Raw genomic sequence first — 21,210 nt, 5'->3', positions numbered from 1 at the left:
TGCAGGGACACAACAACGGCCCCTGCGCCACACTGGAGAATGAAGATGTTTCGTAAGCTTGCACTTGGTCTGATCGCCGCCGGCTCGCTCGGCGTTGCCGCTCTCGCCCCCACCGCCGCGTCGGCCCACGGCTTCCACCATCACTGGGGTCCCGGCTGGGGCTTTGGCGGGGTCTACGTCAACAGCGGCGTCAACAATTGCTATCAGGAGCGCGTCGTCCAGACCCGCCACGGCCTGCGCGTCCGCGTCGTGAACGTCTGCGCGTACGGGATCTACTGATATCCCGCATTCACGACAAAGCCCCGATCGCACCGCGATCGGGGCTTTTGCACGTCAATTTTTTTCTACTAGCCGGCCTATCGATGTCGGCGAAACCAGGCCCAGGTCTCGCGCGTCGTTCTGATGTAGCCGCGGCCGCGGTGGACGATCTCGCCGTCGACGATCCCGTTCAGCTTCGGCAGCGCGTGGAACGGGATCGTGGGATAAGCGTGGTGCTCGACATGGTAAGGCATATTCCACGCAACCCATTTGACGATTGCGCCGGTGTAGGTGGTGCGGGTGTTCTGGAATGCGCTGCGGGTGCGCTCGCAGCCGGTGTGCTCGGCGTAGAGATAGGGCCGCAGGAAGAACTGCCCAATGATCAGCGGCACGATCCAGACCCAGAGCAGCAGCGCCGACGAGAACCACAGCGAGAGCACGAGCAGCAGCGCATAAACTGCGACGTAAGCGCGCGCCTCGGTGACGATGATGGTGCGTCTGTTCTCGGGGATCCAGGGCACGACGACCTTGCCGGTGACGGCATGGTCGAGCATCAACCGCAAGCGTCCGGCGACCTGAAGCAGGCCGCTATAGGCGATCGCGAGCTGCGTGTCCGATGTGGGCTTCACGCCGACGATCAGTTCGGGGTCCTTGTCAGGATCCTGGGTGTAGCGATGATGGTCCCAGTGAAACAGGCAATAATATTCGTAGGGCAATCCGATGATGAAGCCTGAGAGATAGCCGACCACGAGGTTGAGACCGCGGCTTTTGAACGCGGTCTTGTGTGCGGTCTCGTGCACAGCCATGAACAGGAAGGCGACGAGATAGCCTTGCACCGCCATCAGCGGCAGCGCCCAGAGCACGCCATGGCGTGAGGCGACCATCCAGATCAGCCCGCCGATCAGCAGGATCACGCCGTAATGGCCGAGGCTCTGCACGGCACCCCTGAGGTTGGACCGCACCGACAGTTCACGCAGCATCGCCGGCGCCAGCGGCTTCAGCCGATGGCCGGACTCTGAAACGGTTGCGTCGCTCATGATCGGATGCCTGCCCTACTTGCCGAGAAGCTCTGCGATCTCGGCCTTGATGAAGGCCCGATCGCGCGCATTGTTGACGGGGTTGCCGGCGCGATGGCCGTGCAGCGACGGGATCGGATGCAGCACCGCAGAGCGCGCATTGACCAGCCGGCCGAGTTCGTCCTCGTTGTCGCGGACGTCGAAATAGCGGTCGGTCGCACCGGGCATCAGCAACATGTGCGCGTTGATCGCACCGAGCGCGCGATCGAAATCGCCATCGAAGGTCGTGCAACGGCTGACATCGCCGTTCTGCCAGATGCCGATCTGCGCCAGGAGATCGTTGGCATCGCGCCGGGCAAACGCCGCGTCCCAGGTGCGGACGAGATAGTCGTCCAGCGAGGTGAAGCCTGCATCGCGCCAGATCTCGTCGCGATAGAAGCCGTGCGACATCGCCCAACCTGCGTAGACGCGCCCCATGGCGCGATAGCCCGCGACAGGCTTCTCGACGAAGCGGCCGTCGCGGAAGGCGGGATCGGCGGTCAGCGCGGCCTTCACGCTTTCCAGGAAGACGTAATTATAGGGCGCGCAGCGGGCACTGCCGCAGACAACGGCCGCCCGCTCGACCATATCGGGATGCAGCGCCGCCCAGTGATAGGCCTGCATGCCGCCCATCGACCAGCCATAGACCAGGGCAAGCTTCGAGATGCCGAACCGCTCGGTGAGCAGCCGGTGCTGGACCGCGATGGCATCGTGATAGGTCAGGATCGGGAACGGCGCGGCGGTATTCGACGGCGAGGACGACAGCCCGTTACCGAACAGATTCGGGATCACGATGAAGTACCGCGCGGGGTCGAGCACCCCGTCGGGGCCAATCAGCCACTCGGTGTCGGCGTGCTGCGCGCTGAACGAGGTCGGATAGAGAACCACGTTGTCCTTGTCCGGACTGAGCGTGCCGTAGGTCTTGTAGGCGAGCTTGAGCGAAGGGACGACGGCCCCGGACCGGAGCGCGACGTCGCCGGCCTCGAAAATCTCGTAGTCGCGCCCTGCCGTCATCGACCGAACTCCCGCTCACGCGGCAAGCGCGCCGCGGAAACAGCGATGCATCGATCATGCCGTCCCGCAGACGCATCGTCGCGTCACGCTTAATAACTGTACTTATAGTCCATTTATTATGGACCAGCAAGATAAATCCGGTCGCGCGCCAGCTCAGGCGATGGCGGCCAGATAGCGCGCGACAGAGGCCGCGAATGCGGCCTTGGCGCTTGCGGCGATGTTGCGGCCCCACCAGGCGCCGTAGATGCGATCGAAGGCCAGCGGCTCGACGGCAGCCGCAATCCGTCGCACCGCGGCGGCATTGAGTGGCATGTAGTTCGGATAGGAGTACATGAAGCTGACGAAGCGGCGATCCATCGTGACCTGCGCGATATCGCCGGTGAGTAGCGCGCCCTTGCCGTCCGCACCGCTCGCGTGATGCAGCATGGCGGCGCCGGCGAAATGACCGCCGGTGCGCAGCAGCAGCACATCGTCGGAGATGCGATGGCTGTCGCCGGTCCAGTGCACGATCGCCGCATGCGGACGCGTCACCCATTGGCGATCATCGGCGTGCAAATAGACCGGCACCCCGCCAAACGCCTCGCTCCAATCGGCGAGCGCGCCATAGTAATGCGGATGCGAGATCGCGATCGCCTTCAGGCCGCCGAGTGACCGCACATGCGCGATCGCCTCCGGCGTCGCCAGCGGGACGCAGTCCCACATCAGCCAGCCGTCCGCGAGCGGCACCAGCAGCGCGCGCTGGCCGATGGCAAAGCTTGGCTCGAGCGCGAGGCCGGTCAGGCCGAGATCGTCGCGCCAGACCATGCGGTGACGTTCCGAGAGCGCCTCGCGCGTGAGGAAAGTCTGGCCCTTCCACCCGACGTATTGCCGTTCGTCCTCGCAAATTTCACAGGACGTTGGCGGATTTTCGCCCGGAAATTGCGCGCCGCAGGTTTCGCAGGTCCAGAGGGGCATGCCGTACTCCCGACAGAGACGATCCAACGTCAATAAGGAATTGCTGGCGGTGACCGCAAGCCCCACCGACCGGGCGAGACCTGGAACCAACCCGATCAGCGCTCGTTAAACTCTCGTCCGTGCCAGATCGATTGGCTGAAAGGATCATGTCCCACCCGCCGTATCCCGGCTGAGACCACGTTTTTGGTATCGATGACATCGCGGTCCCCCTCCTCGTCTCGTATCTGGCCCCTGTTCGCTCTCAACTTCTTCATGGCCGACATGCAGTCGGGCATTGGCCCGTTCGTCGGCGTCTTCCTCCAGGAGCGCGGCTGGGCCAGCGGATTGATCGGCACCGCGATGACGATCGGCAATGTCGCGGGCATGCTGATCACGACGCCGATCGGCGGCTTCATCGACGCCAGCCGCAACAAGCGCATGTGGGTTGTGATTCCCGGCATGTGCGTGGTGCTCGCCTCCGCGATCATCCTGATCTCGCAGAATTTCTGGGCGGTGACATTCTCGCAGGTCGCACAATCGCTGGCGAGCGCTGCGATCGTGCCGGCGGTAACCGGCATCACGCTCGGCATCGCCAAGCAGAAGGGCTTCAACGCGCTCAACGGCCGTAACCAGGCGTTCAACCACGCCGGCAACATGGTCGGCGCCGCGCTGTCGGGCTATCTCGGTTACAGGTTCGGCTATGTCTCCGTGTTCGTGCTGGCGGCAATCTTCGGCGCCATCGCGATCGCTTGCGTGATGATGATCCCGGCCAAGGCGATCGACGATCGCGCCGCGCGCGGCAGCAAGGAGGACGATCCCGACAGCGCGCCGGACGCGCTCACGATGCTGCTCAAGCACCGCGCGCTGCTCGTGCTGGCACTGGCGCTCGCGCTATTCCATCTCGGCAACGCCGCCATCGTGCCGCTCTATAGCCTGGCGGCGGTCGCCGAAGGCCAGGCCAACGGCCCGAGCTTCGTCGCGACCACCGTGGTGATCGCACAAGGCGTCATGGTCATCACCTCGCTGATCGCCATGAAGGCGGCGAGCAAGCGCAACTACTGGCCTATCATCCTCGTCTCCTTCATGTTCCTGCCCATCCGCGGCGTGCTCGCCTTCTTCGTCACGGGATGGTGGGGCGTCGTGCCGATGCAGGTGCTCGACGGCATCGGCACCGGGCTCCAGACGGTTGCCGTCCCGGGCATGGTCGCGCGCTCGCTCAACGGCACCGGCCGCATCAATCTCGGCCAGGGCGCCGTCATCACCGTGCAGGGCATCGGCGCGAGCCTCAGCCCCGCGCTGGGCGGCTGGATCGCGCAATGGATCGGCTACGGCCCGACCTTCCTGCTGCTCGGCGGTTTTGGCCTCGCGTCCATGGCACTGTGGTTCGCGTTCGGCGCGGCTGTAAAGAAGTATTGAGGCGAGCCTTCTCAGCCGTCATTGCGAGGAGGGAAGCGACGAAGCAATCCAGGCTGTCTCTGCGGAAAGATACTGGATTGCTTCGCTGCGCTCGCAATGACGATGTAGGACGAGTTGCGCGCTGCAGCTCTCGCCGAATTCCGCTCAACCAAACTCCACCACGATCTTGCCGAAATGGCTGCCTTGCTGCATCAACCGCAACGCGTCGGGCACGGCATCGAAGGCAAAACTGCGGTCGATCACCGGCTTCATGCCATTGCGGCTAATCGCTGCCGTCATACCCTCGAACATACGGCGGCTGCCGACAGAGAGGCCGATGACGTGCAAATTCTTGGAGAACAGGCTTGGAATCGCGATCTTCTGCGAGAAGCCGGAGAGCACGCCAATCACCAGAATGGTACCGCCGATCCGCGCCGCCTCGAGTGACTGCGAGAACGTATCCTTGCCGCCGACCTCGACGACGTGGTCGACGCCGCCGCCGGTCCACTCTGCCGCGGCCTTGCCCCACTCAGGAACCGAGCGATAGTTGATCGTGTGATCGGCGCCGAGCGCACGAGCGCGTTCGAGCTTCTCGTCACTCGATGACGTTACGATCACGCTCCCGCCTGCAAGTTTGGCAAATTGCAATGCGAAGATCGACACGCCGCCGGTACCCTGCACCAGAACGGTGTCGCCGGGCTTCACCTTGGCTTCCTCGAACAGTGCGCGCCAGGCGGTTAGCCCGGCGCAAGGCAGCGTCGCCGCTTCCTGGAAAGAGAGATGCGACGGAATGCGGCTGACACCCTCCGCGTCCAGCAACATGACTTCCTGCAACACACCCGGACGCGTGCCACCGAGCGCGTAGCGCCGGCTCGCGGCTGAAACCGCTCCGTCGATCCACGATTGGAAGAACATCGGGCAGACGCGGTCCCCGACTGCTACGCGGGAAACGCCGTCGCCGGCGGCGATCACCTCGCCGGCGCCATCGGAGAACGGGATCAGCGGCAATCTGGTGACGCCACCCTTGCCCTGCACCGTGAGCAGATCGCGATAATTCAGCGATGCCGCCCGCATGCGCACCGCGACCTGCCCCGGACCGGGCTTGGGCTCGGGTAGATCGGCGAGCTCCATTCCCTCGATCGACCAGTCCCGCGCGATTTGCCAGACTTTCATGGTCGGGCGCTCCGCGTCAGGTCCCAAAATTCTTCTGGATCGCCTTGTCGAGCGTTTCGCTGCCGACGAAGCGCTGGCGCAGCTCGCGCTTGAGCAGCTTGCCGCTCGGGTTCTTGGGCAGGGCATCGACGAAGATGACGCGCTTGGGCACCTTGAAATGCGCCATCTGGCCGGCGCAATGCCTGATGACGGACTCCTCGTCGAGCTTCTCGCCGCTCTTGACCACGACGATCGCAGTCACCGCCTCGATCCAGCGCGGATCGGGCAGGCCTACCACCGCAACCTCCGACACGGCAGGGATGCGGTAGACCATCTCCTCGACCTCGCGGCTGGCGACGTTTTCGCCGCCCGTCTTGATCATGTCCTTGACTCGATCGACCACGGTGATGTGGCCCTCGTCATCGACGGTGGCGAGATCGCCGGAGTGAAACCAGCCGCCGGAGAACGCCGCCGCCGTCTTGACCGGATCGTTGTAATAGCCGGAGAGCAGATGCGGCGAGCGGTGCACGATCTCGCCGACCTCGCCGACCTTCACATCCTCCATTGAAGTATTGACCACGCGGGTCTCGACATTGAGCACGGGCTTGCCGGCAGAGCCGGCCTTGGGCAGCTGGTCCGCGGGACCCAGCACGGTCGCGAGCGGCGCGATCTCGGTCTGGCCGTAGAAATTCCAGAATTTCACGCTGGGCAGGCGGCGCTGAAGCTCGAGCAACACCTCCACCGGCATGATCGAGGCGCCGTAATAACCCTTCTGCAAGGTCGACAGATCCGTGTTGTCGAAATTGGGCGAGCGCAGCATCGCGATCCAGATCGTCGGCGGCGCGAAGAACGACGTGATCCTGTGCGTCTGGATCAATGACAGAATGTTGTCGGCGGTCGGCTTGCCCGTGATCACGCCGGAGGCGCCGAGATAGATTTGCGGCCCCAGGAACACGTCGAGCTGCGCGCAATGATAGAGCGGAAGCGCGTGCAGGAATTTGTCGTCCACGCTCATGCCGCCGTCGATGATGCAGCTGACATACTGCCACATCACCGCTTCATGGGTCAGCATCGCGCCCTTGGGCAGCGACTCCGTGCCGCTGGTGTAGACGATCTGTGCGAGATCGCGGCTGTCGACCGACGCCTCGAGGTACGAGCCGTCTGGGCTGAGGAGATCGTCGAAGCTGGTGAGGCCCGCGGGCGCCGTGGCAGGATCCTCACCCGGCAGCCAGATCATCTTCTCGACCGCGCAATCCCTGGCGCTGGCCGCGCGCGCGGACTCGACGAAATCAGGGCCGGCCGCGAGCAGCTTTGCGCCGGAGCTCTTCAGGATGAAATTGATCTCGTCCGGATTGAGCATGAAGTTGATCGGCACCAGCACCGCGCCGATCCGGGCCAATGCGAACCGGAGCGCCGCAAAGGCGTACGAATTGCGCGAGAGCACGGCGAGGCGGTCACCCTTTTTCACGCCGAGGCCAAGCAGGCCGCGGCCGAGCCGATTGCAGATCGCGTCCATCTCGGCAAAGGTCCAGCTCACGTGGCCGCAGCTCACCGCGAGCTTGCCCGGATCGCGGCCCGCTGCGCGGCGCAGAAGGTCGCCGATGGAATGCTCGCGGGCCTTCGAGATGGTGGCTGCGATATCGCCGGTCATTTCCGTTCCCCTGGATTTTTTCTCGTCGTGAGGGCCGCCTGAGCACAGGTCAGGCCACCGCATTCACCCGCTTCTTGTTCTCTGCAAAAGCGTAGTCGGGGCAACCGGCCGCGTCAAATCATCCAGCGTGCGCGGCGCCGTTACGCAAGAGTTGACGCTTCAGGGGGGCAAATCTAGCCTCGTGCACCAACGATAGAGTTTGGGGAAATGCCATGTGCCGAATTATGCGTGCCGCCCTAGCGGCCGGATTGACTGCGTTTCTGATCAGCCCGTCTCTCGCCCAGCAGGCGCCGCTCAAGATCGGCGTGCTCTCCGACTTCTCCTCGGTCTATTCCGACATCGGAGGCCAGGGGAATGTCGAGGCCACCAAAATGGCGATCGAGGATTTCGGCGGGCAGATGTTCGGCAAGCCTATCGACATGGTCAGCGCCGATGTGCTGAACAAGCCCGATGTCGCCTCGACCATCGCGCGAAAGTGGTGGGAGACCGAAGGCGTCGATATGATCATCGACCTGCCGACATCCGCCACCGCGCTCGCGGTGATGGAGCTGTCGAAGCAGTACGAGAAGATCATGATCGTGACGGATGCGGCGAGCTCCGACATTACCGGAAAGTCCTGCTCGCCCTACACCGCGCACTGGACCTACGATACTTATTCCAACGCGCACACGGTTGGCAGCGCCATCGTCAAGAACGGCGGCGACAGCTGGTTTTTCCTCACCGCGGATTATGTGTTCGGCCATTCGATCGAACGCGACACCGGCGACGTCGTGAGGGCCGCGGGCGGCAAGGTGCTCGGCAGCGTCAAGCATCCGCTAAACACCGCGGACTTCTCCTCCTTCCTGCTCCAGGCCCAGGCCTCCAAGGCCAAGATCATCGGGCTTGCGAACGGCGGCGGCGACACCATCAACGCAATCAAGCAGGCCGGTGAGTTCGGCATCGTCGCCGGCGGCCAGAACCTGGCTGCGATCGTGATGTTCATCTCCGACGTGCACAGCTTAGGGCTGAAGCTCGCGCAGGGACTGATCATCACCGAGGCCTATTACTGGGACCTCGACGACAAGACCCGCGCTTTCGGCAAGCGTTTCATGGAGCGCGTCAAGCGCATGCCGACGATGAACCAGGCGGCGACCTACAGCGCGACGCTGCACTACCTGAAGGCGGTGCAGGCCGCCGGCACAAGGGACACCAAAACCGTCATGGCCAAGATGCGCGAGTTGCCGGTGAAGGATGCCTTCACCGACAACGGCAGCTTACGCGAAGACGGCCGCATGGTGCACAGCATGTACCTGTTCCAGGTGAAGAAGCCCGAGGAGTCCAAGGGCCCGTGGGACTACTACAAGCTGCTCGCCGAAGTCGCTGCCGACCAGGCCTTCCGGCCCCTGAAGGACGGCGGCTGCCCTCTTGTGAAGTGAGCCAGCAGGACGGACAAGGTATAGGGTCGCGAGCCCTGTCGGTATAAGCTCAGAGCTTGTGCCCCTTCTGGCGCAGCGCCTCGATCAGGCGCTGCTTCAACTCGTCGGCCGTCTTCTGGCCGACGTCCTGGCCGATCTGCGCGCTTGCCTGCGCCAGCGCATCCGACTTCTCCAGAAGCTTCTTCCCGGCCGGCTGGACATAGAAAGCCTCGATCTGACGCAGCTCGTCGATGCTGAAGCTCTGGGCATAGAGGGCTGAGACCTGATCGACCATCGACTTGAGGGCCGGGGTGTAGATCTCGGAACCGGGTGCCGTCACCGCGTCATAGTCGCGCTCGATCTCCGGCCTGTCCTGCGCGACCACGGGCCTCAGCTTGAGCAGGAGTTGCGGCAACAGCGCGCGATACTGGTCCGCGATCTTCAAGGTGACCACGAGCTTGCGCGCCGCGCTCATCGCCTCCGGCGACGGTGCTTGCGCCGACGCACCACAAATCAGGAGCAGGAGGGCGCCGGCGATCATCAACACAAGTCTGGACATGAACTTCTCCGTTGGATCTCTCCGCCAAAATACAGGCCGGCGAACCTCAATGACCCGCGGGCGCCACGGCAGACCTGTCCGCGGGCGCGCTTTCCAGGACGGTGTCGGCCTCCTCGATCTCCGTCACCTTCACGAACAGGTTCGGCACCCGTCCGGCCCGGTCGAGCAGCCAGGCGGCTGCGATCATGATGACGATGCCGACGACGGAGACCGCGAGCTGCTCCCAGACCCCCTTGGTGTATTGCGTCAGGATCCAGTGCGCCGAGAACGACAGGAAGACGCCGAGGCAGAAGATCGGCAGCGAATGCTGGCCGCAGAGGATCACAGGGCGCAGCCATGCCCCGTGCAGGGTCCGCCATTTACGCGAGATGAGATGCGTCACCCAGATCGCCAGCGCCAGGAAATGCGTGAAGCGCAGCATGTCGAGGTCGGTCTTGTCGATCGGGTAGATCGCCTTGATCATCCATTTCGGGATCAGGGCTTCGAGCACGGGGACGTGCCAGGTCATCACGATCAGCAGCGCGAAGGCGAGCCAGGTCGCGGCCAGCGCCATCGCCGCCTTGGACCACACCCATGTCGCGATCTTGTCGATCTGGCCGATGCCGCACCAGGCCGCGAACACGAACATCAGCTGCCAGCAGAACGGGTTGAAGTACCAGTGCGTGCCGGGCGGATAGGAGGCGACGTTCCAGTCGAACCAGCGCGCCAGCACGTAGAGCACCACGGACGCGGCGAGCGTCAGGTTCGGCCGCCGCACCAGGCACCACACGATGAAAGGCGAGGCGAACACCAGCGTGATGTAGAGCGGCAGCACGTCGAGATTGACCGGCTTGTACTTCAGGAGGATCGCCTGCCCGATCAGCTCGTCCGGATGCGACAGGAAATTGAACACGTTGAACTCGTGCTCGTACATCGGATTGTCGAAGCGGCGCGCAGTGCGGGCGATCTGCGCCGTGAACAGCAGGAACAGCATGATGTGGGCGACATACATCTCGATCGCGCGCCGCCACAGCCGCTTCAGCGCGGCGGCAAACCAGCCGCCCGCGACGATCGGGCCGTAGATCCAGCCGACCAGATAACCGGAGATGAAGACGAAGAATTCGGCGGCGTCGCTGAAGCCGTAATTGCGCAAGGTCAGCCAGGCCACGACGTCGTGCGGGATGTGGTCGAGGAAGATCATCCACAGACCGATGCCGCGGAAGAGATCGAGCCGCAGGTCGCGCTCGACCGGCGCGAGCAGCGCTGACTGGTCCCGTGTGATCATGGCCCCGCCTCGTTCGGTGGGCGTCGCGCCGTCGCGGCGCCGGAAAATCGAATGCTAAAAAATTGAAATCAAAAGTCGCCTGGCCGTGTGGCCAGGGCCGACGGTAGCCGACCTTGCTGCGCGTGCAAGGGCATAGTCATCGGAGCGGGCCGCACCAGCGTGCCGTCCTCTGCGCCGCGCCATGAAGGGCCCTTCAAGATAAAAGGGCGAAAACAATCCCATGCACAGTAGCTAACCCATTGCGACGCCTGCTGAATTTATTTGACGCGTCGGGCAGATTTCGGCCGCGATGGCAGCCCGGCCGCCGCTACCGTCAGCTGAGCTCGTCACCCGCCGCCTGCATCTCGTTGAGCATCGCCTCGGCTTTGTGCCGCAGCGGCAGCGCGCCGCTCTCGGCGGCGATCGCGATGGTCGCGCGCAGGGCGCCAAGGATCGCCGCCTTGGCCTCCGCATCCGACGGCGGCGTCACCACGGCCTCGCCGAACAGCGCCTCCGCCTCCAGGCCGGAGAACCCCTGTTGCCGCGCGGTGTTGCGCGCCTCGCGCAGCATGTTCTGCGCGGTCTGGACGTCGCCGAGCCGGTGGGTGGCGAGCGCCAGGTAGATCGAGCTGCGTAGCACCGCCGAGGTATAGCCGACGGCCTTGGCCTCCTCACGCGCCTCCGTCAGCATGCCGCGCGCCCGGTCGAACCGCCCCTGCTCCAGATAGGCCATGCCGAGATGGCAGGCGAGCACCGGCACGAACAGCCGAATGCCGTGCTTCTGCGCCAGGACAAAACCATCCTCGAGAATGGCCGCGGCCGCCGCCGGCTCGCCGCGGCCGAGCTTCAGCCAGCCGCCGCTGTAGGCGGCGGCGACGCGGTCATAGGGCCGGCCCGTCTCCTCCGCGATCGCGGCGGCTTGTTGCTGGAGTTGTTCGGCGGCATCGAGCTCGCCCATGACGGTGTGGGTAATGCTGCTCATCATGCAGCAGAGCAACAATGCGTATTTCGGTGTCGAGCCGAAAGGCGCGCTGGGCTCCGGCCCCATCAGCTGAGCGCAGCTCCGGGCGAAAAATCGATCAGCTTCACGGTAGCGCCCGGCAAGAAAATACACCTGTCCGAGCCCGTAGTGCGCGGCATTGAGCCATCCAGGATTACCCCACTCCTCCGCGAGGTGCGCGACTTGCTCACCGAGGGTGATCGCTTCGATGGGCGTGCCGTAGAAGTTTTGTGCAGCCGCCATGACCGTCATGGCCGCCACCTTCCGTCCGATGTCGTTGATCGCATCGGCGCGACGCTCAGCCTCCTTGCCGAGGTTGAGCCATTCGGCAATCTGGCCAGACGCAATGAATGCCGCACGCGCCTCGATACGAACATCCACGGCGCTCGCCTCCCTCAAGGGATTCGCCGGCATCATGTCCAAAGACCTCATGGCTACCTCGAAATAGTCAGCCGCATCGGCAAATGCCGACCGCGCCAGACATCTTCTCGCCGAAGCCCTGCCATAGCTGAACGACTTGTCCCAATCCTTCGCCCGCGTGGCGTGGTAGCAGAGCTTGTCGGGATCGTCGGCACTGCCTTCGCTGTCCTCCAGGGCCGAAAGAACGCGCGCATGGATGTCTTCGCGTACCTTTTCGACCATCGAGTCATAGGTGACCTGCCGGACCATCTCATGCCGGAATTCCAGGGAATTCTCCAATTCGCTATCGATCCTGACAAGCAACTCAGCGCGATCGAGCGCCGCGAGGCACCCCTGGAGAACGTCACGAGACAGGGCTGCGATTTTTTCAAGCAAGGCTTCGTTCGATCTCGGCCCCAAAGTGGCGGCGATCTGCAGAATGGACCGTTCTTGCTTCGATACCCGATCGAGGCGCGCTGCAATCACGCCCTGGATGCTGCTGGGAATGCCGAGTTCGTCGATCGGACGCACGAGCGCAAGATCGCCCCATTGGCCACGCAGCGTGCCGCTATCCTTCAACCCGCGGCAGACCTCCTCGATGAACAGGGGAACGTTGGCAGTATGAGAAATGATCCGGCTCTTCAAATCGGCGTTGGTCTCCGAGGAGCCAAGCATGTCTGCCAGCATGGCCAACCCCGAATCGTCGTCGAGGGGCCGCATCGCGACGATCTCGGCGTGACAGCGCGCGATCCAGACCGGCATGCCATTCGGCCGGGAGGTGAACAGCACGAGAAGACCGGGCGCCTGTAGCGACGCAACGGCGGCTACGACGATATCGCTCGCACGGTCAATCCAGTGCAGATCCTCGAGCAAGACTACCGTTGGCTGGCGATGGGCCAGGCTTCCAACGAGGGCACAGCTTGCGTCTGCGATCGCTTGTCCCCGTGCGTGAGGCTCCAGCTCGTCCCAGTACGGATTCGATATCGGTAGGTCGAGCACTGCGTCGAGGGCGCACTGTTGTATCGCCGGCAGATCGTCCCGAGGATCGCTTGGACTGCCGGGGTGTCTTGCTGTCCCCTCCAGGATCGAGAGCAAGAGCCGCTTGAGCGTGCTGAAGGGCGCGCCTTGGAGGTTCGGGCTACATTCCGCATCGATCAACCGCCAGCCATCCGCTCTCAGCTGCTGGGCAAACTCGTGCGCGAGCCGCGATTTTCCGATACCCGCATCGCCCAGCAGCAGGACGCTCTGCCGGGTTGTCCTGGCGTTTCCGGAGGTGCGCTCCAGCAGAGCCCGCTCAATCGTGCGATCGACGAAGCGAGAAACGCTACGCGCCCGCCGTACCCGCCAGCTCGACAGGTCGCTCGCGCCCACGATCCGGTAGACCGGCACGGGCTGATTGAAGCCGCGCAGAGACTTGTCGCCCAATGATTCGAACCGGACATGTCCCTCGGCGAGCTTTTGACAGGCCTCCGAGACGTAGATCTGATTCGCCTCTGCCGCCGCCTCCAACCGCGCGGCCAGATGCTGGGCGGCGCCCCCGATCTCGTAAACCTTGGAGAACTCGCTGGCGACCATGTAGGCCACGACATGGCCAGAGTGGAGACCGACCCGCACCTGAAGTCCGGGGTCACCCAGGCTTGCGACGCGGCGGACGAGCTCGATCGCGGCGTGGCAGGCCATCGGGGCATGATTGTCATCCGCGATCGGGGCGCCGAACACCGCGGCAAGCCCATCGCCCAGCTCCTTGCTGACGATGCCGCCGAACTGCCGAACCGCGCCTCTCATGGACGCCAGGGCCGGCTCCAGGCGCGAGACCGCCTCCTCCGGATCCAGTTCGGCAACAAGCCCGGTGGAATCAATCACATCGGCCCGTAAAATCGTGACAAACCGTCGTTCGCTGTCGGGATCGGAACGTTGCACGCCTGCACCGCAATTGGGACACCGGCTGTCGCCAGGGTCGATCGTCGACTGACATGCCGCGCAATGCATTCCCGTGCTTTCAAGGCCTTGCAGCGGCATCGTCGGTCGGCCTCTGCGAACGAAGCAATAAGATCGCTTATGGAAACCTGGTTAGCAACGGGGCATGCGGCTCATCTTGGGCAAACATCCTCGAACCGGTTGCTGATCTGGACGATTCACAGTCCCAGGTGGTAGCTTGCCGAAAGCTGCGCGAAAAACAGGCTGCGTATGACGAGCCGCCAGGCTCGCGTTGTGGTCGTCAAGCTTCGCGGAGCTGCACATTTCCCGGGGAAGCCAAGTACTCATTGAGGGGCAAAATACATGGGCATGAGAGTATATACGGGTAAGCCATTTAAGGACCTGATGAATGGTAACTACTACCCATTGGAGAACATGAAGAAGAGCGTAAAGAAGCTCAAGGCCTCGGAAAATATCCACCTCCCGACATTGGAATACGGCCAATATCACCTAGTTTTGACGCCGAAGAGCAAGTGGCCGCAGGGAAGCGCGAAGCACTGGCAGAAGGAGAAGGGCCGCGCTCGCGTCGATCTCACGTTCCAACCGAATACCACACCGCTGTCGAAGGACGAGCCGGACGTGATTCCCCTGACGCGATGCGCGTTGCTCGATGCCTGTGTCCGGAAGTGCTTCAACTCGGAGCCTCCGATTCCCATGAAGACCAACATCATCACGCATGCGCCGGCCGATCGCGACGCTGACCGGCATGAGATTCGGCTGGAGTGGGAGTACGAGGCAGACAGCAAGACGCCCACGCTGCTCAATCTGACGATGGTTTGTCCGCACAGACCCTGAGCTTCGGATAGTACGCACGAACGCATTACGCCTGCGCATTAGCGCGGGCTTAATGTTTGCTTCCGATTGCCGCCCGCCCCAAGGGGCAGCCCTCGCGCTCGCCAAGAGCTGTCGAAGGAAGCAGCACGGCCAAGCCGCTGGTCCTATCCGCCGCTTCCGAAAAACCGGTTCAGCTCGTACCCAGTCTGCTGCGGAAGCTCCTCCGGGAAGAAGTGCCCGCCATCAAGCGGCTTTCCGTCCAAATCATCGGCCCAGCTCCGCCAGAGCCCCAACGGGCCGCCCTCGCTCGCATACCACGCGTTCAGAGGGCCGCGACCGCTCCAGAGCACGAGCACAGGGCAGTCAATTCGGCGGCCGGAACGACGGTCCGCCAGATCGTGCGCGTGATCGAGTGTCGCGGCCGCACGATATTCCTCGCAGATCGCATGAACATGCGCCTCATCGCTCAACGCGTCGATATAGGCTGCCCGCACGGCCGGACTGAAGCTGCCAGCTGAAGACCCCCAGCCATGCAGCGCATTGTCGATGATGGCATCGGGGGCTGCCGACAACAGCCGCTCGGGAAGAGGTTCAGGCTGCGCAAGCAACGACCACGGCCAATAGCCGACCGTCAGGTTCTTGTCGGCGCGCTCCCAGGCATCGGCGATCGGAACGATGTCCAGGACGGCAAGCCGCTGCACGCGTTCGCGGTGATCAAGCGCGAGCCGATAGGCGACACGGCCACCGCGATCATGGCCCGCGACCGAAAAACGGTCGAAGCCGAGTTTCGTCATGACGGACACCATGTCCTTTGCCATTGCTCGTTTTGCATAGGGCGCATGGTCCGGACTGGAGGGAGGACAATCGCTTTGGCCGTATCCGCGAAGATCGGCGCAGACCACGGTGAAGTTTTGCGCGAGCACCGGCGCAACGTCGCGCCACATCAGATGCGTCTGCGGAAATCCGTGCAACAGGAGAACGGCCGGCCCCGAACCGGCGCGACGGGTGAAGATTCGTGTCTCATCCGCCCGAACATCGGCGGCCTCGAAATCTTCGAACTGCATTGGCCCTCTCCTTCCGAACGACGGCAAGCCAACAAGTGAGCACCGGACGCGCCGGTGACTCGTGTTGACGCCCGGCGCCATCCCGGGTTCCTTCCCGGACGGCATGCTCTGGACGGATCGCGCTTGCGCTCGGGACCTCCACCGACGGCGGCGGGACGTGCTTCGGCATGGTCCGAACGAACCAAGGCTCAGCCAAAGCAGGACATGCATGCTCGAGGACGCCCCAAAACAAAAATGGCCCGCGTTATGCGGGCCATTTTCGGATCGGGACCGGTAAGGTCCGAACTTGGTTGCGGGGATAGGATTTGAACCTATGACCTTCAGGTTATGAGCCTGACGAGCTACCGGGCTGCTCCACCCCGCGTTAACCGTTGCCTTGCCTTCGTGAAAGTGCCGGGGACGGTGAATGAAGGGCCGGCGCTGTTCGCGTGGCTTGCTTCGTCCGTCCCGAAGGCTTCCTTGGAAGGCAACCCCGGGCAAAGCCCGTTGGGTGCGGGCGGTATGTACCAACCCGGGCTGCCTTTGGAAAGGGCTGCGGGGACGTTTTTTTCGACTTTATGACAGCGCGGTGGACGAATTTGCCGCCTGTTTGGCCCGCCCTTGCCAGAAGTTCCACAAGGGGCCAGCTTGCGGCCACAAAACCAGGCGGAAACGCCACTTCAAGGGGAGAACGCCATGGACCACGCCTTGGAACGTCCCTCAGATCGCCCCTTGGACTGCCCCCCGACAAGCGCCCCGCTTCGAGCCCTCGAAGACACCTTCCATGCCATGGTCGCGCGGTCGCGGGCCGAGCCGGCGCCAGGCATTGCCGAGCGGCTCGACCGGCTGGCGCGGCTGCGCGCCGTGGTCGCGGACAACGAGGAGCGCTTCCGGCAGGCGATCTCGGCGGATTTCGGCCACCGCTGCGCGGTCGAGACCACCATCGCCGAGACCATGATGGTGTTCTCCGAGATCCGCCATGCCACGAAGCACCTCAAGAGCTGGATGGCGCCGCAGCGCGTTTCGACGGCGCTGCAATTCCTGCCCGCGCGCAATCGGCTGATGCCGCAGCCGCTCGGCGTCGTCGGCATCATCGCGCCCTGGAATTATCCGCTGCAGCTGACGCTCGCGCCCGCGATCGGCGCGCTCGCCGCCGGCAACCGCGTCATCATCAAGCCGAGCGAACTCGTGCCGCATTTCGCAGGCCTGCTGCGGGAGACGGTCGCCGCGCGGTTCGACGCTGCGGAGCTGCTCGTCGCCGGCGTCGAGTACGAGATCGCAAAAGCCTTCGCAAGCTTGCCGTTCGATCATCTGGTGTTCACCGGCTCGACCCGGGTCGGGCGGCTGGTGGCGGAGGCGGCTGCGCGTAACCTCACGCCCGTCACGCTGGAGCTCGGCGGCAAGTCGCCTGTTATCATCGACGCCTCGGCCGACCTCGAAGAAGCCGCAGAGCGCATCGCCTACGGCAAGCTGCTCAATGCCGGGCAGACCTGCATCGCGCCCGACTATGTGCTGGTGCCGGAGCGCTCGTTGCAGGCCTTCGCCGAAAAAATACGGGCGCAGATGCGGCGCATGTTCGGCACCGATCCCTCGAACAAGGACTACACCTCCGTGATCTCCGACCGGCATTATGCGCGGCTGGAAAATCTCGTCGCGGATGCGGCAAGCCGCGGCGCAAAGATCCTGCAGCCGGCGAAGCCGGACGATCCCAACTGGAAGGCGCACCGCAAATTCCCGCCGACGCTGATCGCGGGCGCGACCGCAGACATGGCGGTCATGCAGGAAGAGATTTTTGGACCCGTGCTCCCCGTGCTCGGCTATCGCGAACCGGCCGACGCCATCGCCTTCGTCAACGCCCGCGACCGGCCGCTGGCGCTGTACTGGTTCGGCAAGGACCACGTTGCGCGCGACGAGGTGCTGGCGCGCACCGTCTCCGGCGGCGTCACCATCAATGACTGCCTGTTCCACTTCGCGCAAATCAACCAGCCGATGGGCGGCGTCGGCGCATCCGGCACCGGCGCCTATCACGGCGAATGGGGCTTTCGCACGTTCAGCAAGCTGAAGCCGGTGTTCTATCGCTCGAAATTCAACCGCCTCGCCGACCTCTATCCGCCCTACGGCGGCAAGATCGCGCGGCTGGAGAAGATGATGCGGTTCATGTCGTAAGCACCCGTCATTGCGAGCGCAGCGAAGCAATCCAGAATCCCTCCGCGGTGACAGTCTGGATTGCTTCGCTGCGCTCGCAATGACGGCAAGAAAGAATGCAGGGGGGACCAACATTGACTGACACATTCGATTTCGTCGTCGTGGGCGCGGGCTCCGGCGGCTGCGCGGTGGCGGGGCGGCTGTCGGAGGATGCGGGGACATCCGTGGCGCTGCTCGATGCCGGCGGACGGAACGACAATTGGCGGATCACCACACCGTTCGGACTCGCCTTGCCATACAAGGTCGCGAACTGGGGCTTCGATACCGTGCCGCAGAAGGGATTGAACGGCCGTATCGGCTATCAACCGCGCGGCAAGGGGCTCGGCGGGTCCTCGGCGATCAATGCCATGGTCTACATCCGCGGCAATAAATGGGACTACGACCACTGGGCTTCGCTCGGCAATGCCGGCTGGTCGTACGCGGACGTGCTGCCCTATTTCAAGCGCTCGGAGAACAACGCCGATTTCGACGGCGCGTATCATGGCAAGGGCGGCCCGCTGCATGTCAACAGACTGCGCTCGGACAATCCGATCCACGAAATCTTCCATCAGGCCGCCCGCGAGGCGCAGTTCCGCATCCGCGAGGACTTCAATGCGGAGGACCACGAAGGGCTCGGCAGCTACCAGGTGACGCAGCATAATGGCGAGCGCTGGAGCGCGGCGCGAGCCTATGTGAATCCGCACATGGGCAAGCGCGCCAATCTGCGTGTCGAGACGCAGGCGCATGCCACGCGCATCCTGTTCGAAGGTGGGCGCGCGGTCGGCATCGAATATGTACAGGGCAAGCAGACAAAGCAGCTGCGCGCCCGCCGCGAGGTGATCCTCGCCTCCGGCGCCTTCCAGTCGCCGCAATTGCTGATGCTGTCGGGCATCGGCGATGGCGATGCGCTTGCCGCGCACGGTATCGACGTCGTGCGTCATTTGCCGGGCGTCGGACGCAATCTGCAGGATCATCCGGATTTCGTGTTCGTCTACGCCTCCGACTACCCGCACTTCGTCCACTCATCGCTCGGTCGGCTGCCATCCCTGCTCCGCGCCATCCAGCGATATCGCGGGGACCGGCGCGGACTGATGACCACCAATTTCGCCGAGTGTGGCGGCTTCCTGAAAACTCGAGCCGATCTCGATGTGCCCGACATCCAGCTGCACTTCATCATCGCGATGCTCGACGACCACGGCCGCAAGAAGCACAAGGAGGCGGGCTTCTCGTGCCACGTCTGCCTGTTGCGACCGAAGAGCCGTGGCAGCGTCTGGCTGAAAAGCGCCGATCCGCTGGCGGCGCCGATGATCGATCCGAATTTCTTGGGCGAGGCTGAGGATCTCGAGACGATGGTCGCGGGCTTCAAGACCACGCGACGGCTGATGGAGACGCCCGCGATGCGCGCTTTGCAGAAGAAGGACATGTTCACGTCCGATGTGAGAACGGACGACGACATCCGCGCCATCCTGCGCGCGCGTGTCGACACCGTCTATCACCCCGTCGGCACCTGCAAGATGGGCACCGACGCCATGGCCGTGGTCGATCCGGCGCTGAAGGTGCACGGCGTCGAAGGCCTGCGCGTCGTCGATGCCTCGATCATGCCGACATTGATCGGCGGCAACACCAATGCGCCGACCATCATGATCGGGGAGAAGGCGGCCGATATGATCAGGGCGGAGATGCGGTGACTCTACCTCGTCGTCCCGGCCTAGTGCGCAATTGCGCACTAGGCCGGGACGACAGCGATGCGCTCAATTCAACAAGAACCCGCCGTCCACCGTCACCACGCTGCCCGTCATGTACCGCGAGGCTTTCGAGGCCAGCAGCAGGATCGCGCCGTCGAGATCGGACTCTGCGCCGATGCGGCGCTGTGGGATGCGTTTGGTCAGGCGCTCGCCCGGCGGCGTCGACTAGAACGCGTGGTTCATCTCGGTGTCGACATAGCCGGGTGCCAGCGCGTTGATGCGGATGTTCTGTCCCGCGAGCTCCAGCGCCATCGCCTTGGTTGCCTGGATGATGCCGGCCTTGGAGATCGCGTAAGGCGACAGCGCCTTCAGCACGCCGGTGCCGAGCACGGAGGCGATATTGACGATGTTGCCTGCCTGCTTGCGCGCGATCATGCGGCGCGCGATCTCGGTCGCGAGGAAATAGGCGCCCTTGAGATTGGCGCCGATCACCGCGTCCCAATCGGCCTCGGTCTGCTCGGTCGCGAGCTTTTCGATGGCGATGCCGGCATTGTTGATCAGCACCGTGACCGGGCCGAGCGCGGCTTCCGTGGCATCGACGGCCCTGGCGATCGATGCGGTGTCGGTGACGTCGAGTGCGACGGCGGCGGCACGGCCGCCTTTGCCGCGGATATCGTTTTCTAGGCTTTTCAGCTTGTCGGTCTGCCGCGCCGCGAGCGCGACGGCCGCGCCATGTGCCGCCAACACCCGGGCAAATTGCCGCCCCAAGCCCTGGCTCGCACCTGTGACGAGGATGGTTTCCTGACTGACGTCGAATAGGTCTGACATGACGCTTTCCTTGACGCTTTCCTTGACGCTTTCCTTGGGGCTATCCCTGAGCTTTTGGCAATCAATACAGACGATTTTAACGATCTGAAACCGGAATGATCGGTTCTGCGTTCACTCGTTCCATGGCAGGCTCCCGCGCATGAACAGTTTCGATCTCGCCGTCTATGCGGCGTTCGCCATCGCGATCGGCTTCGGTTTCAGGACCGGCCTGCTCGGCAGCGCCATGACGATCCTGGCCTATCTCCTCGCCGCCCCCATCGCCGTCGCGCTGATGCCGCTGATCGTCCCGCAGGTCGCGAGCAATCCGAACGCGCCGCTGCTGCAGAACTGGATCTGGTTCTTCGGTATCTTCGTGGTGGTCGGCATGCTGTTTGGATATCTCGGCCGGCTGGCGCTGAGCGACACGATACGGCAGGCCGGCATCGGCGACCGGCTCGGCGGCGCAGCGCTCGGCGCCATCAGGGTCGGCCTCGTCGCCACCACCTTGGTGCTTGTGTTCGACCAGATCGTGCCGGCCAACCGCCAGCCGCCGTTTCTCGCCGGCTCGCACCTGCGGCCGCTGTTCTCGACGGCCGGCCGGATGGGCTTCAAGTCGCTGCCGCCGGAGGCGGCCTCCGCGATCGACCGCCTCAAGCAGGAGCGGCGCATCTGATGAGGCGCATTTGC

General features: G+C 63.9%; 16 protein-coding genes, 1 tRNA gene and 1 pseudogene. 7 read left to right on the top strand and 11 right to left on the bottom strand.

Going from position 1 to position 21,210, the window contains the following annotated elements; genetic code table 11:
* The first annotated feature begins 45 nt into the window (after positions 1-45).
* Complete coding sequence (locus N551_RS0130420; RefSeq protein WP_027570136.1) at positions 46-279, top strand: hypothetical protein; 234 nt, start codon at positions 46-48, stop codon at positions 277-279.
* A 77-nt stretch (positions 280-356) separates the two neighbouring features.
* Here the strand turns inward: N551_RS0130420 and N551_RS0130415 are convergent, their stop codons facing one another.
* From N551_RS0130415 to N551_RS0130405, 3 genes are all read right to left on the bottom strand, one after another.
* Positions 357-1,295, bottom strand: a complete 939-nt coding sequence (locus N551_RS0130415; protein ID WP_027570135.1) for a fatty acid desaturase — start codon at positions 1,293-1,295, stop codon at positions 357-359.
* A 15-nt stretch (positions 1,296-1,310) separates the two neighbouring features.
* Positions 1,311-2,327 (bottom strand): alpha/beta fold hydrolase, encoded by a 1,017-nt coding sequence (locus N551_RS0130410; protein WP_027570134.1) that lies wholly within the window; start codon positions 2,325-2,327, stop codon positions 1,311-1,313.
* Between the two features lie 153 nt (positions 2,328-2,480).
* Positions 2,481-3,281 carry an MBL fold metallo-hydrolase gene (locus tag N551_RS0130405; protein WP_027570133.1) on the bottom strand — a complete coding sequence of 267 codons (801 nt, stop codon included), beginning with the start codon at positions 3,279-3,281 and terminating at the stop codon, positions 2,481-2,483.
* A gap of 192 nt (positions 3,282-3,473) precedes the next feature.
* On the opposite strand from N551_RS0130405, the gene N551_RS0130400 reads away from it, so the two are divergent.
* On the top strand, positions 3,474-4,676 hold the full coding sequence (locus N551_RS0130400) for an MFS transporter (protein WP_027570132.1): 1,203 nt from the start codon (positions 3,474-3,476) through the stop codon (positions 4,674-4,676).
* Positions 4,677-4,820: 144 nt separating this feature from the next.
* Here N551_RS0130400 and N551_RS0130395 read toward each other — a convergent pair whose 3' ends face one another.
* Both N551_RS0130395 and N551_RS0130390 read right to left on the bottom strand, forming a co-directional pair.
* Positions 4,821-5,828 (bottom strand): NAD(P)-dependent alcohol dehydrogenase, encoded by a 1,008-nt coding sequence (locus tag N551_RS0130395; RefSeq protein ID WP_027570131.1) that lies wholly within the window; start codon positions 5,826-5,828, stop codon positions 4,821-4,823.
* Between the two features lie 16 nt (positions 5,829-5,844).
* Complete coding sequence (locus N551_RS0130390; RefSeq protein ID WP_027570130.1) at positions 5,845-7,458, bottom strand: acyl-CoA synthetase; 1,614 nt, start codon at positions 7,456-7,458, stop codon at positions 5,845-5,847.
* A gap of 212 nt (positions 7,459-7,670) precedes the next feature.
* On the opposite strand from N551_RS0130390, the gene N551_RS0130385 reads away from it, so the two are divergent.
* Entirely contained in the window at positions 7,671-8,873 is a 1,203-nt protein-coding gene (locus N551_RS0130385) for an ABC transporter substrate-binding protein (protein WP_027570129.1), read from the top strand.
* A 49-nt stretch (positions 8,874-8,922) separates the two neighbouring features.
* Here the strand turns inward: N551_RS0130385 and N551_RS0130380 are convergent, their stop codons facing one another.
* From N551_RS0130380 to N551_RS0130370, 3 genes are all read right to left on the bottom strand, one after another.
* On the bottom strand, positions 8,923-9,411 hold the full coding sequence (locus N551_RS0130380; RefSeq protein WP_027570128.1) for a DUF2059 domain-containing protein: 489 nt from the start codon (positions 9,409-9,411) through the stop codon (positions 8,923-8,925).
* A gap of 46 nt (positions 9,412-9,457) precedes the next feature.
* Positions 9,458-10,675, bottom strand: coding sequence for an OpgC domain-containing protein (locus N551_RS0130375; protein WP_027570127.1), 1,218 nt, complete (start codon positions 10,673-10,675; stop codon positions 9,458-9,460).
* 313 nt (positions 10,676-10,988) lie between these two features.
* Entirely contained in the window at positions 10,989-14,042 is a 3,054-nt protein-coding gene (locus N551_RS0130370) for an AAA family ATPase (RefSeq protein ID WP_027570126.1), read from the bottom strand.
* Positions 14,043-14,333: 291 nt separating this feature from the next.
* Here N551_RS0130370 and N551_RS0130365 point away from each other — a divergent pair, with 291 nt between their 5' ends.
* Positions 14,334-14,825 (top strand): hypothetical protein, encoded by a 492-nt coding sequence (locus tag N551_RS0130365; RefSeq protein ID WP_027570125.1) that lies wholly within the window; start codon positions 14,334-14,336, stop codon positions 14,823-14,825.
* Between the two features lie 143 nt (positions 14,826-14,968).
* On the opposite strand, the gene N551_RS0130360 is transcribed toward N551_RS0130365, so the two are convergent.
* The gene (locus N551_RS0130360) at positions 14,969-15,868 is read right to left on the bottom strand and encodes an alpha/beta fold hydrolase (RefSeq protein ID WP_027570124.1); all 900 of its coding nucleotides are present in this window, start codon (positions 15,866-15,868) and stop codon (positions 14,969-14,971) included.
* A gap of 287 nt (positions 15,869-16,155) precedes the next feature.
* Positions 16,156-16,232 (bottom strand) — tRNA-Met (locus N551_RS0130355).
* Positions 16,233-16,543: 311 nt separating this feature from the next.
* Here N551_RS0130355 and N551_RS0130350 point away from each other — a divergent pair.
* Together N551_RS0130350 and N551_RS0130345 are read left to right on the top strand one after the other, a co-directional pair.
* The gene (locus tag N551_RS0130350; protein WP_027570123.1) at positions 16,544-18,013 is read left to right on the top strand and encodes a coniferyl aldehyde dehydrogenase; all 1,470 of its coding nucleotides are present in this window, start codon (positions 16,544-16,546) and stop codon (positions 18,011-18,013) included.
* A gap of 113 nt (positions 18,014-18,126) precedes the next feature.
* Positions 18,127-19,719 (top strand): GMC family oxidoreductase, encoded by a 1,593-nt coding sequence (locus tag N551_RS0130345; protein ID WP_027570122.1) that lies wholly within the window; start codon positions 18,127-18,129, stop codon positions 19,717-19,719.
* A gap of 63 nt (positions 19,720-19,782) precedes the next feature.
* Here the strand turns inward: N551_RS0130345 and N551_RS36420 are convergent.
* Positions 19,783-20,544, bottom strand: a pseudogene (locus N551_RS36420) (SDR family oxidoreductase).
* 139 nt (positions 20,545-20,683) lie between these two features.
* Here N551_RS36420 and N551_RS0130335 point away from each other — a divergent pair.
* Positions 20,684-21,196 carry a CvpA family protein gene (locus N551_RS0130335; RefSeq protein WP_027515361.1) on the top strand — a complete coding sequence of 171 codons (513 nt, stop codon included), beginning with the start codon at positions 20,684-20,686 and terminating at the stop codon, positions 21,194-21,196.
* Positions 21,197-21,210: the final 14 nt, after the last annotated feature.

Origin of the sequence: Bradyrhizobium sp. URHA0013, assembly GCF_000518345.1 — a bacterium.
Taxonomy (GTDB): domain Bacteria; phylum Pseudomonadota; class Alphaproteobacteria; order Rhizobiales; family Xanthobacteraceae; genus Bradyrhizobium.
The sequence above is the reverse complement of the archived record's forward strand: the minus strand, read 5'-3'. Positions and strand labels throughout refer to the sequence as shown.